Here is a 13143-nt window from a genome sequence, read left to right on the forward strand (position 1 = left end):
GGGGGCGGGGCCACTATAAATAGAGTGGCAAAAATATAGCGGTGCGCAGCCTTGAGCTGATAGGGAAGATCAACAAAGAAAAGTATGGAGAGGGGTGTCACCCTCTCCTATCCTGCGAGGTCCATCAGATATCCAGGTAGTCGAGGATACCCTCACCGGCCTGACGCCCCTCCCAAATAGCGGTAACCACCAAATCGGAGCCGCGCACCATATCACCGCCAGCGAAGACCTTCTCATTTGAAGTCTGAAACTTGTACTTCTGCTTTTCCGGAGCGACAACGCCACCCCAATCGGCGACTGCAATATTGTGTTCAGTAAACCACTCCGCGGGGCTCGGGCGGAAGCCGAAGGCAACCAATACAATATCGGCGGGGATCACTTCCTCCGATTCAGGCACAACTTGTGGGCGACGGCGGCCATTCTCATCTGGCTCACCCAATTTCGTTGTCACCACCTTAACTCCAGAGACCTTGCCGTCACCGACAATTTCCACCGGCTGGCGGTTAAATAGGAATTGCACCCCCTCCTCTTTGGCATTGGCCACTTCTCTGCGGGAGCCGGGCATATTTTGTTCGTCGCGGCGGTAGGCGCAGGTGACGCTCTTGGCACCTAGGCGAATGGAGCTGCGATTACAGTCCATAGCGGTATCACCACCACCGAGTACCACCACACGCTTACCCTCCACAGGAACAAATTCCGAGGGGTCTTTCTCCCACCCCATATTGCGGTTCACATTGGCCACCAGAAATGGCAGGGCATCGTGAACCCCAGGGAGGTCTTCACCAGGGAAGCCGCCCTTCATATAGTTGTAGGTACCCATTCCAAGGAATACCGCATCGTAATCGCTGAGCAGTTGCTCGAAGGTGATGTCCTTGCCCACTTCGGTATTGAGGCAAAACTCCACCCCCATCTCCACAAAAACCTCGCGACGCTTCTGCATCACTGACTTTTCCAGCTTGAACTCTGGGATACCGAAAGTAATTAAGCCGCCGATCTCCGGGTGCTTGTCGAATACTACCGGCTGCACACCATTGCGCACGAGAATATCGGCGCAGCCCAGGCCCGCGGGGCCGGCACCAACAATCGCAACCTTCTTGCCCGTTTTTTCCACATGACTCAGATCCGGCCGCCAGCCCAGCGCAAAAGCTGTATCGGTAATATACTTTTCCGCATTCCCGATAGTTACGGCACCAAAACCATCATTAAGGGTGCAGGCACCTTCACACAGGCGATCTTGTGGGCAAACGCGGCCACAGACTTCTGGCAACGTATTAGTTTCATGGCAAAGCTCTGCCGCCTCAATCACATTCCCCTCGCTGATTAGCTTCAGCCAGTTGGGAATATAGTTGTGCACCGGACACTTCCATTCACAGTAGGGATTGCCACAGTCCAGGCAACGGTGCGCTTGGCTAGCTACCTGATTCTCACTGAAGGGCTGGTAGATTTCTACAAACTCATTAGTGCGAGTAATGACATCCTTCTTTGGCGGATCGATGCGGGATACGTCGATAAACTGGAAATCGTTATTCAGTCTGTCTTTCATATTGTTTCTCCACCCCAGCCTTATTCGCCGCGCTTGCGCACGTCAGAAAGTAGATCCGCAAGGCTCGCCGCCTTGGGTTTTACCAGCCAGAAACGACTCAGGTAGTCATCAAAGTTATCCAGTAGCTCCGCGCCCCAGGCGCTACCGGTTTCGGCGGCATACTCTTCTATCACCTCGCGCAGGTGGCTCTGATGCGGCTCAAGAATTTCACTGCTAATACGGCGTAACTCAATCAACTCATGGTTGCAACGGTCGAAGAAATCCCGTTCCAGGTCGAGCACATAGGCAAAGCCACCGGTCATACCGGCACCAAAGTTAAAGCCGGTGCGACCCAGTACTGCAACCATGCCACCGGTCATATATTCACAGCAATGATCGCCAGCTCCCTCTACCACGGCAAAAGCACCAGAGTTACGCACGGCAAAACGCTCCCCAGCGCGGCCTGCAGCAAATAGCTTGCCCCCGGTAGCGCCATACAGACAGGTATTGCCGACGATACTGGTCTCCTCGGAGGCGAAGGTACTGTTTTCAGGTGGTCGTATCACCAGCTTGCCACCGGCCATACCTTTGCCGACGTAATCATTAGCATCCCCTTCCAGATACATCTCCAAGCCACCTGCATTCCAAACACCGAACGACTGCCCTGCCACCCCGTTAAGCTGTAGCTTGATCGGTGCTTCTACCATGCCCTGATTACCATGACGCTTGGCGATCTCACCGGACAGCCTTGCCCCCAGGGAGCGGTCGCAGTTGGTTATGTCATAGCTGAACTCGCCACCAGCAAGTTTCTCAATGGAAGGCAAAATCTCTTCCACCATTCGCTCGGCCAGTTCGCCCTTGTCCCAGGGCTCATTCCTGGCAGACTGGCAGGTTTGCGGTTTGCTATCGAGCAGTTCATCGGTATGTAACAGTGGAGAAAGATCGAGCTTCTTCTGTTTGTCGGTCTCTCCTTCCAACACACGCAACAGATCCACGCGGCCAACCAGTTCTTCCAGGCTGCGCACTCCCAACCGCGCCATCCATTCCCGGGTCTCTTCGGCAACGAAGCGGAAGAAGTTCATCGCCATCTCAGCAGTGCCGATATAGTGCTCATCACGCAGATTCTTACGCTGGGTAGCAATGCCGGTAGCACAGTTATTCAGGTGACAAATACGCAGGTACTTACAGCCAATGGCCACCATAGGTGCGGTACCAAAGCCAAAGCTCTCGGCTCCCAGGATGGCTGCTTTGATCACATCGAGACCGCTCTTTAAACCACCGTCAGTTTGCACCCGCACTTTGTCGCGCAAATCATTCGCGCGAAGGGTCTGATGGGTTTCAGCTAAGCCCAGCTCCCATGGAGATCCCGCGTAACGGATAGAAGTTATAGGGCTAGCCGCAGTGCCGCCGTCGTAGCCAGAGATGGTAATCAGATCCGCATAAGCCTTGGCCACACCTGCAGCGATGGTGCCAACGCCCGGGCGCGAAACCAGTTTCACCGACACTAACGCGTCCGGATTGACCTGCTTTAGATCGAAAATCAGCTGGGCAAGATCCTCGATGGAATAGATATCGTGGTGAGGTGGCGGAGAAATTAGCGTCACACCGGGCACAGAATAACGCAGGCGTGCGATCAGGCCATTCACCTTACCGCCGGGCAACTGACCTCCTTCACCGGGCTTGGCACCCTGGGCCACCTTGATCTGCAATACTTCGGCATTCACCAGATAGTGCGGTGTCACCCCGAAGCGACCGGAGGCGATCTGTTTGATCTTGGAGACTTTATCAGTGCCAAAGCGTGCCGGGTCTTCACCACCCTCACCACTATTGGAACGCCCGCCCAGCCGGTTCATTGCCTGGGCCAGTGATTCATGAGCCTCGGGCGACAGGGCCCCCAAAGACATAGCGGCAGAATCAAAGCGGCGCACAATTGCCGCAACTGGCTCCACCTCTTCCAGAGGTACTGACTCAATATTTTCTTTGAATCCGAGCATATCCCGCAGGGTTGCTACCGGACGCTGATTTACCAATTCCGCATAATCACGCCAAGCGGAATAGTCCCCAGTACTGGCAGCGCGGCGCAGCGCGGTCACAACATCCGGATTAAAAGTGTGGTACTCCTGACCGTGCACGTATTTGTGCAGCCCTCCGGGAGAGACCGGCTTGCGCGCCTTCCAGGCAATACTGGCACGCGATGCCATATCCGACTCCAGTTCAGCAAAACCGGCACCTTCGATACGGGTTGGCGCACCGGGGAAACACAGATCCACGACTTCTCTGGAGAGTCCCACCAGTTCGAACAGAAGGGCGCCGCGATACGAGGCCACCGTGGAAATTCCCATTTTCGATAGGATTTTCAGCAAACCCTTGATAATGCCATTGCGATAATTCTTCTGCGCTTCTGCGGCATCCAGCAGCAATTCACCGGTATCGATCAGATGATTGATAATGCTGTAAGAGAAATAGGGGTGCACAGCTGTGGCGCCAACACCTACCAGACAAGCCAGCTGGTGTGGATCTCTAGCACTGGCAGTGTCCACCACCACATTGGAATCACAACGTAGGCCCGCATGCACCAAATGGTGGTGTACTGCACCGGTGGCGAGCAACGCATCAATAGGCAGCTGACCTTCGCGAATATCGCGGTCAGAGAGCACAACAATAACTGTACCGGCTCGGACAGAGGCCTCAACCCGTGCGCACAGTCTCTCAATTGCAACCTTCAGGCCCAGCTCCGCCGGGTCGTAATTCAGGTCGAATATTTCCGCATCAAAGCCAGGGCGATCCAGGGATAGCAATGCGGTGTATTTCATGTGGGACAGAACCGGGGAAGACAGTATCACCCGGTCTGCATGTGCTGGTGTCTCTTCAAATACAGATTTCTCACGCCCCAGGCAGGTCTCCAGGGACATCACCACAGTTTCGCGCAACGGATCTATCGGCGGATTTGTAACCTGGGCAAACTGCTGGCGAAAGTAATCGTAAAGGGAGCGGTTGTAGCGGGATAAAACCGCCATCGGCGTATCGTCCCCCATGGAACCAACCGCTTCCTGGCCGGCTTCCGCCATCGGGCGCACTACCTTATCGCGCTCCTCCAGAGAAGAGCTGAACAGTTTTTGGTAAACCTTGAACTGCTGATGGGAGAAATTGTTATCTACAGGGGCGGTAACCAGTTTTGAGCGAATGCGTCGCGCCTTCTCTTTCAACCAGCGCTTATAGGGCTGGGCGCGCTTGAGCATATTGTCGATATCAGCAGTGTGGAACAGCTTGCCCTCCAGAGTATCCACAGAAAGCATCTGACCTGGCCCCAGGCGCCCCTTGGCCACCACATCTTCAGGCGCGTAATCGTAAACCCCAATCTCTGAGGCCACGGTAATAATATCGTCTTTGGTAATCACCCACCTGGATGGGCGCAGACCATTGCGGTCGAGTGTACATACGGCATAGCGGCCATCCGTCATTACCAGGCCGGCAGGTCCATCCCAGGGCTCCATATGCATGGAAATATATTCGTAGAAGGCGCGCAGATCTGCGTCCATGCCCTCAACATTTTGCCACGCAGGGGGTACCAGCATGCGCAGTGCACGGTGTAACTCCATCCCGCCAGCAAGCAGCATTTCCAGCATGTTATCCAGACTGGAAGAGTCGGAGCCCTCACGGTTTACCAGAGGGGTCAGCTCATTCAGCTCCGGGATCAACTCAGTAACAAACTTGTTGGTACGCGCTACCGACCAGTTGCGGTTGCCGGTAATGGTATTGATCTCGCCATTGTGCGCCAACATCCTAAAAGGCTGCGCCAATGGCCAGCGCGGCATGGTATTAGTAGAAAAGCGCTGGTGAAACACACAAATTGCAGTTTCCAGGCGCGGATCGGCTAACTCTGGAAAAAACTTTGGCAGGTCTGCCGGGATCATCAAGCCCTTGTAGGAGAGGACACTGGTTGAGAGGCTGGCAATATATACATCACTATTCAGCTGCTGCTCGGCCTTGCGCCGTGCAACATATAAACGCGCATTGAAACGGGCCTCTCCCAGAGGCGCCTCGGCATCATTGATCAGCAGTTGCTCGAAGCGAGGCTGGCAGTCATGGGCAATAGGCCCTAGACACTCTGGATTGGTTGGCACGGTGCGCCAGCCGACGACTTGCAAGGTCTGGGCTTCCAGCTCTTTCTCTATTGTTCGGCGGGCGTTTTGGGCTTCGCCTTCATCGAGGGGCAACATTACCGAACCTACCGCATAGACGTCCGTCAGTTCAGCATTAAGTAGGTCGCGGGCTTCGCCGCGCAGAAATGCATCAGGCTTCTGTAACAGGAGGCCACAGCCATCGCCGGTTTTTCCATCGGCAGCGATACCACCGCGGTGGGTCATGCAGGTAAGGGACTCTATGGCTGTCTGCACTAATTTGTGGCTCGCCACACCATGCAAATGAGCGATCAGACCAAAACCACAGTTGTCTTTGAACTCATCCAACTGATACAGACTGCTACCCATAGAATTCCTCGTCACTATCGATTGGGGGACCACAGGTAGTTCCAAAGCTCTACCTGTTATGGGCAAAAAATGCTCAAAGCTTTGCGCTACGCTCTCCTGCGGTCCCTGGCTAAAAGATCCCGAGATAAAAAAAGCCCTCTGGTGGGGCTTTCTTTATTGTTCTTGTTGGCGGTCGTCACGCCCCGCCATTATTTTCGGGGGCGCGCAATATTACTTGCCCAACACTAGCTTTTCAATATTTTGTAGTTTTTTTATCTGCCAAACACCAATTAAGCAGATATATTTCCTGTATTGGCGAATTCTAGTTATCCAGTACTCCGATTTTAGGATCTTTCGAGGCGGTCATCACTTAGCACCACAGTTCTTTAGCGCTTCTATAACCTTTTCCCTCGGTGTGTCATCGACGACTTTTGCATTGCCCAACGCCCTTAAGAGCACCAATCGCAGTTTTCCATCCACCACCTTTTTGTCCACCTGCATAGCTTGCAGGAAATGATCAACGGTCATATCCGCAGGGGATTGCTGCGGTAGTTGGGCTTTAGCTAGTAGGCTTCGAACCCGCTTTAATAAATCATCATCTACATCGCCTTGCAATCGTGATAACTCCAGTGCCATCACCATCCCTGCGGCAACCGCCTCTCCGTGTAACCAACGTCCATAGCCTTGGACGGCTTCAATGGCATGACCAAATGTGTGGCCAAAATTCAATATGGCACGACGTCCAGCCTCACGCTCGTCACTGGCCACAACTTCAGCCTTATCCCGGCAACAGCGGTCAACGGCGTAAGCCAGCGCCTGCGGATCACGGCTCAACAGGGCGTCAATATTTTGCTCGATCCAAGAGAAAAATGGTTCATCACAAATCAGGCCATACTTAATGACCTCGGCTATGCCAGCAGAGAACTCCCGATCAGGTAAGGTCACTAAAGTATCCATATCCGCCAAGACCAGGCGCGGCTGGTAAAAAGCCCCAATCATATTTTTACCAAGTGGGTGATTTACACCTGTTTTACCGCCGACAGAAGAGTCGACCTGTGCGAGGAGTGTCGTAGGCACTTGAATGAAATCAACGCCGCGCTGGTAGCAAGCTGCAGCAAAACCACACATATCTCCAACAACACCACCACCCAATGCAATCAGGGTTGTTGTGCGGTTATGGCGCTGCTCCAGTAAAGTATCGAAAATGCGATTTAGTGTATCGAGGGTCTTAAAGGACTCGCCATCAGGTAACTCGACAACATCGACCTTGTCGAAGCTGGACAAGCCCTTGAGTAATTGCTCTAGATATAAGGGGGCAACAGTTTCATTGGTAACAATACAAATCTGCTGTCCACGTATATAGGGCAGCAGATACTGTGAATCACCCAGGAGTTGTGAACCAATAATAATTGGGTAGCTACGCTCCCCCAACTCTACATTCAGGCAATGCATTGTGCTCTCCTTCCCGCCACCGCTGAGATTCAGCGAACTGAGTAAATGAGAGGCACTTTAGCACAGAGTCCAGGGAGGTTATTGGGAGAGGGTGTTCTGCAATCGTTCAACCACCAGCGCTACAGCCTGCTTGGGTGTCAGGTTATCAGTATCGCAAATAACATCTGCCACTTCACGATAGAGAGGTTCGCGCTCGTGCAATATTTCCTCAATACGCGCACGTGGGTCCGGAACCCGTAGAAGCGGTCGGTTGCTGTTTTTTGAGGTACGTTCGAATAACTGATCCACACTGGCCTGCAGATAGACAACAAGGCCGTACTTTTGCAACTGCCGGCGGTTCTCTTCCAACAGCACTATTCCGCCACCAGTACCGATAATCTGACACTCTCCATGGCATAGTTCTTCGAGTACTTCACTTTCACGGCGTCGAAAACCCGCCTCCCCTTCTACATCAAAAATCCAGGGAATGTCGGCACCGGTACGCTCTTCCAGCACCTTATCGGTATCGGCAAACGGCAGCTGTAATTGTGCAGCAAGCAATTTGCCGATGGTAGATTTGCCGGCCCCCATGGGGCCGACCAAAAATATGGAACGGTTAATCACTTAGAGTAAAAATTCTCATCTTCCATAATTCGAGGAGTGATAAACATGAGAAGCTCTCTCTTATCATCAGTTCGAACGCTTCTCTTGAATAGGTTACCTAAATAAGGAATATCCCCCAATAAAGGCACTTTAGTTTCACTTTCAAGGATATTACTTTCGAATATCCCACCTAAGACAATAGTCTCACCATTTCGCACTAATACTTTAGTTGACAGGTTATTAACATTAATTGAGGGTATTGATGCAAAATCAGTTACTTCAATCAATTCACCAACACTATTCTGTTTGATATTTAGTGCCATAATAATATTGTTATCTGGGGTAATTTGCGGAAGTACCGTAAGTTCCAATACGGCTTCTCTAAAAGTTATAGATGCGGCACCTGAAGAGGTTCTTTCCTGGTAAGGGATTTCCACACCAGATTGAATCGTTGCTTCCTGCTTATCCCCTGTAACAACTTTAGGCTGGGAAACTATTTCAGCCTTACCCACATCTTCCATAGCTGACAGCTCGAGCCCCAGGTAAAAATTGTCCTTCAAGATAGCATAGGCCAAACTTCCCACCGCATTTGGCGCACCAAGGTCCACCATTAAGGGGTCCAATACATTTGGTGAGCCAGTCAAAACTCCATTGACAATTCCTACATCATCATCCTCATCAAGAGGCAAGTGCCCCCCAGCGCCAATTCCCGAAGTACTATCATTAATTTCATCAGCGCCAACATAATTCCATTGAACGCCCAATTCACTGGCAAAGTCACTATTAGCTGTAACAAGGCGCGCTTCAATCATCACCTGGCGGATTGGGATATCAATAACCTCTATCAACTCCCGAAACTGTGCAATTTTATCTTCCGTATCCGTCAGAATAATTGTGTTTGTTCTCTCGTCTACAATTGCGCTACCGCGAGGTGACAAAATACTCGCTTTATTGACATCCCGGCTATTTCCACCAGCAAATCCACCTTGTCCGGAGCTATCGCTATCTTTCCCTGAAAATAAAGTGAATATTTCTCCAGCATCAGCATAGCGGACACGGATATATTCAGTTAATAATGGAGCCAGTTCTTGAAGCTGTTTGCGGGTTTCAAGCTCTTGGCGCTCCCGCTCAGCAATCTCAGCGGCAGGCGCAACCATGATCACGCTGCCCTCCTGACGCTTATCCAGACCTTTTGCTTTCAAAATCAAAGCCAATGCTTGATCCCAAGGTACTCCATCAAGTCGCAGGGTAATTCTTCCCTCAACTGTATCGCTTGCTACAAGATTCAGTCCCGTGAAATCGGCAATTATCTGAAGGACAGATCGCACTTCAATATCCTGGAAGTTCAGCGATAACTTTTTACCACTAAACTGAAACTCTTTTTCCTTCTCCTTTATCTCCTCAGCGGTGAGAGGCTTAACACTGAGCACATATTCCGTATCTGCCTGGTAGGCGAGATAATCATAATCAACGTCGGTAGGGTCAACAGCTATAACTGTATTTTGTCCATCGTAGTCAACAACGATTGAATTTACCACTGTAGCAAAATCAGTGACGTCAAGGCGTTGACGCAATGACTCAGGTAATTTCGCCCCCAGAAAAGTTAGATAAATCTTTCCTTTGGTACGCTCTACATCAATATTTACTGCTGGGTCAGAAAGGCTGACTATTACTTTGCCCTCCCCTTCTTCTCCGCGGCGAAAATCAACATTGTTAATCGCAATAGAGCCTGAAGTGCGAAACTGCTTTTCACCTCCAATACTAAGGCCGCTATCATGAGTCATTGTGTCAGAGGGAGCGACTACCGTTGCCTGCTCAACCGAACCGGCACCAATCTCCAAGACTAGCTGATTACCTTTAACCTCACTGGTATAAGCCGGAAGCTGGTCCAGGTTAACTATCAAGCGGGTTCGATCTTCACTCGAGACAATTACTGCGCTTCGAGCCCCGCCTATTCCGAGAGAATACTTCTTTTGTGGCAGAGAACTCTCTACACCAGCAAGATCCATCACAATTCGTGCTGGCTGCTCAATCGTATATCCAGTTGGCTCAGGGGGTACATCGGTAAACGTTAAACGTAATTGCACCCTGCTACCAGGCAGCTCAGAAAACTGGATATCATTAAGCTGATTTATTTGAGCCTGTAAAGCAGCTGGAAGTACCGATAAAGCGAGCAATAATAGTTGAAACGGAGCTAAAAACTTGGCAAGTTGCTTTTTAATCATTATCCGTTGTCCTTTTCTTCCAACGTCAGTGCCCGCGGCCTCTCAATCCAGCCACCAGTGCCATCAGGTACAATTTCCAATACATCGAGCTGATCGGCATTAGCATTGACCACTCGGCCGTGATTTTTCCCAAGATAATTTCCTATCGTCACTCGATGAATACCTCCGGCACCATCATCTATCAGCCCCCATAGTTGGCCATCCCGTGACAAAGTACCCACCATAGAAAGAGCGTCAAAGTTGAAACCTTCAAGCAACTCGCGACGACGGCTCATATCGGGGGCAATATCCAGTTTTCGTCCCACTAAGCGTTGCTCTGACTCCAATATGGGCCTTGTAAACGGGCTTCTCAGTGCCGCAGCGCTGTATACATATGGGCTGTAAGGAGTAAACGTCGGAATTGGCTCTATCTGCCCCTGGGGTCTTCTTTCAACCTCAGCCATTCTTTCTGTTAAATCTGAATGGTCTGCATTCAAACTACAGCCTGACACTGTAACGAACGCGATAACAAGGATGGAAAGTCTTATCATTCCTCATCCCCTTGGTCTTTATAACGATATGTTTTGGCATTAATCACCATATTGAGCAAACCACCACTGTCACGGCTCGCTGAAATATTAAAGTCATGTAGAGTCACGATTCGCGGCATGCCCGCAATACCACTAATAAAAGAGCCAAATTCATGATAGCCACCATGAACCTGGATTCTAATTGGCAGCTCCACATAAAATTCGCCTACCAATTCGTCTTGCAGAGCAACTTTTTCAATAGTTAAACCACTGCCACGACCATACTCATCTATATCCTCTAACAGACCTGGGACCTCAGTATCTTTCGGTAGCTGCTTAAGAAGAGCACCGAAAGTCTCCTCCATTTCTACCAGCTGTTCCCTATAAGCATCCAAGTTCGCAGCTTCAAATTGTTTCTTTTCAAACTGAGTAAAAAGGTCCTGCTCTTTTTTAGCGGCAATATCCAGCCTGCTATATAAATCACCAACCCAAAAATAATAACCGAGACCAATTATAATTGCCGTAATGATCACTAGTAGAGCAACACGCCCAGGTAAGGGCCAAACTCCAACACGGCTAAAATCAATATCATTGATATCCAGATTTTCAAGCTGTTTTAACGTATCCCCCAATGCCATGATCAGGATCCTTTAATTTGCTTCATCGACGTGTTCATTCTCTTTTTTTCGTCCACTGAGATTTACCGCCAATTGAAAAGCGCTGGCTTGCTCGCCAAAAGCTGGGCTCGCAGTGACGCCAGTAAGATTTGGGGAGTCATACCAATCAGACTGATCCAGGTTTCGCATAAAAGAAGAAACCCGGTTATTGGATTCAGCGATTCCAGATATTTCCAGGCTATTTCCCTTCCGCTGGAGAGAATTTAACCAGAGCCCCTCTGGGGTCGCTTGGACCAATTCATCAAAATAGCGCACAGCTAGAGGTCTATTCCCCTGCAGTTCCTGGATCACCCGCATGCGATCAATGAGCTCCTGGCGCCGTTTCTTCAAATCTTTAATTTCACGCACCTGTTTATTTAGCGCACTGATTTTCTCCTGAAGAAGCTGGTTACGCGCATTTTGGTTTGAAACTTGTTCGTCCACAGTCTCTATCCATGCAAACACTAATAGCGCTGCAGCAATTACCACTAGCAAAGCTACTTGTTGAAAGTCCTTTTGCTTCTTAGCTCGATACTCCTGGCGCCAGGGTAGCAGGTTTATTTTGGCCATATCAGTACTCCTTCTCCCGCATCGCTAACCCTGCGGCAATCATCAACGCAGGTGCCTCATTGGCCAGAGACTGGCGATTTATTCGCGAGGAGAGGCTCATCCCATGGAAAGGATCAGCGACTAGTGTGGGTTTACCCAATTTCTCACCAACTAACTCGGATAACCCCTCCATTGCTGCGACGCCACCGCTGAGCAGAATGTAATCCAGATCACTATATGAGGTGGAGGAGTAAAAGAATTGCAGTGAGCGAGTAACCTGCTGAATGACAGCATCGCGGAAAGGTTCCAGTACCTCAGCGTAATAATCATCCGGCAATCCGCTGCCTCCCTGGTGCTTGGCCAATGAGGCTTCCTCGGCAGACAGACCATAACGGCGCTGGATTTCATCAGTAAGCTGGCGGCCACCGAAAAGCTGTTCACGTGTGTAAACAGTCTTGCCGTCAACAAGAACTGACAAAGCACTCATGGTGGCACCAATGTCCACTACAGCGACAACCATTTGCTCCTGAGGCGGAAATTGATCTTCCAACAGGGTATAAGTTCGCTCGATGGCATAAGCCTCCACATCGACAACACCCGCTTCCAACTCCGCTTCGCTGAGAGCAGAAATTCGCTGCTCAATATTTTCACTGCGACAAGCCGCAAGCAGAACTTCCACCTGATCCTCACCCTTTTCAGATGGCCCCTGCACCTCAAAATCCAGACTCACCTCTTCAAGTGGGTAGGGGATGTACTGATCAGCTTCGAGAGCTATACGCGCCTCCAGATCTTCATCGGAGAGATCTGCGGGCATTTCGAGAGTCTTTGTGATTACTGCCGAGCCGGAAACGGCTACTGCGGCACGACGCAGACGAGTCTTGGACCGGCGCACCACCTTGCGAATAGCTTCGGCTGTGGCTCCAACATCATTGATGTTCTTATCTACCACCGCATTGGGTGGAAGAGGTTCCACGGCGTAACTTTCGACACGATATTTATCACCATTGCGACTTAGCTCCAGCAACTTCACTGCAGTCGAGCTAATATCGAGTCCCAGCATGGCCTTCGGGCCTTTATCCAGAAAAGGGAAAATCCCCATTTTTCTTATCTTTTCCGTGGGTTATGAAAGTTTGATGTTATAGCACTTTAAATTACCGCTTCAACCAGCATTTGCATAGG

9 protein-coding genes are annotated in these 13143 nt (G+C 50.6%); all 9 read right to left on the reverse strand.

All coding sequences use genetic code 11. The features are described from left to right. Window positions 1-124: 124 nt before the first annotated feature. Complete coding sequence (locus G367_RS0113335) at window positions 125-1543, reverse strand: glutamate synthase small subunit GltD family protein (protein ID WP_020413636.1); 1419 nt, start codon at window positions 1541-1543, stop codon at window positions 125-127. Between the two features lie 20 nt (window positions 1544-1563). After that, window positions 1564-6012, reverse strand: coding sequence for a glutamate synthase large subunit (gene gltB / locus G367_RS0113340; RefSeq protein ID WP_020413637.1), 4449 nt, complete (start codon window positions 6010-6012; stop codon window positions 1564-1566). Between the two features lie 345 nt (window positions 6013-6357). Next, a complete protein-coding gene (gene aroB, locus G367_RS0113345; RefSeq protein WP_020413638.1) occupies window positions 6358-7443 on the reverse strand; it encodes a 3-dehydroquinate synthase in 1086 nt (361 codons plus the stop codon). A gap of 78 nt (window positions 7444-7521) precedes the next feature. Next, window positions 7522-8046, reverse strand: coding sequence for a shikimate kinase AroK (gene aroK, locus G367_RS26810; protein ID WP_020413639.1), 525 nt, complete (start codon window positions 8044-8046; stop codon window positions 7522-7524). Then, window positions 8043-10250, reverse strand: a complete 2208-nt coding sequence (locus tag G367_RS0113355; protein ID WP_020413640.1) for a type IV pilus secretin PilQ — start codon at window positions 10248-10250, stop codon at window positions 8043-8045. Before G367_RS0113355 ends, aroK begins: the two co-directional genes overlap by 4 nt. Continuing rightward, a complete protein-coding gene (locus tag G367_RS0113360; RefSeq protein WP_020413641.1) occupies window positions 10250-10780 on the reverse strand; it encodes a pilus assembly protein PilP in 531 nt (176 codons plus the stop codon). Before G367_RS0113360 ends, G367_RS0113355 begins: the two co-directional genes overlap by 1 nt. Continuing rightward, the gene (locus G367_RS0113365) at window positions 10777-11397 is read right to left on the reverse strand and encodes a type IV pilus inner membrane component PilO (RefSeq protein ID WP_020413642.1); all 621 of its coding nucleotides are present in this window, start codon (window positions 11395-11397) and stop codon (window positions 10777-10779) included. Before G367_RS0113365 ends, G367_RS0113360 begins: the two co-directional genes overlap by 4 nt. A gap of 12 nt (window positions 11398-11409) precedes the next feature. Then, entirely contained in the window at window positions 11410-11985 is a 576-nt protein-coding gene (locus G367_RS0113370) for a PilN domain-containing protein (RefSeq protein ID WP_020413643.1), read from the reverse strand. A gap of 1 nt (window position 11986) precedes the next feature. Next, window positions 11987-13063 carry a pilus assembly protein PilM gene (locus G367_RS0113375; RefSeq protein WP_020413644.1) on the reverse strand — a complete coding sequence of 359 codons (1077 nt, stop codon included), beginning with the start codon at window positions 13061-13063 and terminating at the stop codon, window positions 11987-11989. Between the last annotated feature and the right edge of the window lie 80 nt (window positions 13064-13143).

This window comes from Microbulbifer variabilis ATCC 700307 (genome assembly GCF_000380565.1).
GTDB classification, from domain to species: Bacteria; Pseudomonadota; Gammaproteobacteria; order Pseudomonadales; family Cellvibrionaceae; genus Microbulbifer; species Microbulbifer variabilis.

Excerpts from the sequence above, each read along its gene's own strand:
- G367_RS0113335 (WP_020413636.1), bottom strand. The coding sequence starts at position 1,543 with ATGAAAGACAGACTGAATAACGATTTCCAGTTTATCGACGTATCCCGC.
- gltB (WP_020413637.1), bottom strand. The coding sequence starts at position 6,012 with ATGGGTAGCAGTCTGTATCAGTTGGATGAGTTCAAAGACAACTGTGGT.
- aroB (WP_020413638.1), bottom strand. The coding sequence starts at position 7,443 with ATGCATTGCCTGAATGTAGAGTTGGGGGAGCGTAGCTACCCAATTATT.
- G367_RS0113355 (WP_020413640.1), bottom strand. The coding sequence starts at position 10,250 with ATGATTAAAAAGCAACTTGCCAAGTTTTTAGCTCCGTTTCAACTATTA.
- G367_RS0113360 (WP_020413641.1), bottom strand. The coding sequence starts at position 10,780 with ATGATAAGACTTTCCATCCTTGTTATCGCGTTCGTTACAGTGTCAGGC.
- G367_RS0113365 (WP_020413642.1), bottom strand. The coding sequence starts at position 11,397 with ATGGCATTGGGGGATACGTTAAAACAGCTTGAAAATCTGGATATCAAT.
- G367_RS0113370 (WP_020413643.1), bottom strand. The coding sequence starts at position 11,985 with ATGGCCAAAATAAACCTGCTACCCTGGCGCCAGGAGTATCGAGCTAAG.
- G367_RS0113375 (WP_020413644.1), bottom strand. The coding sequence starts at position 13,063 with ATGGGGATTTTCCCTTTTCTGGATAAAGGCCCGAAGGCCATGCTGGGA.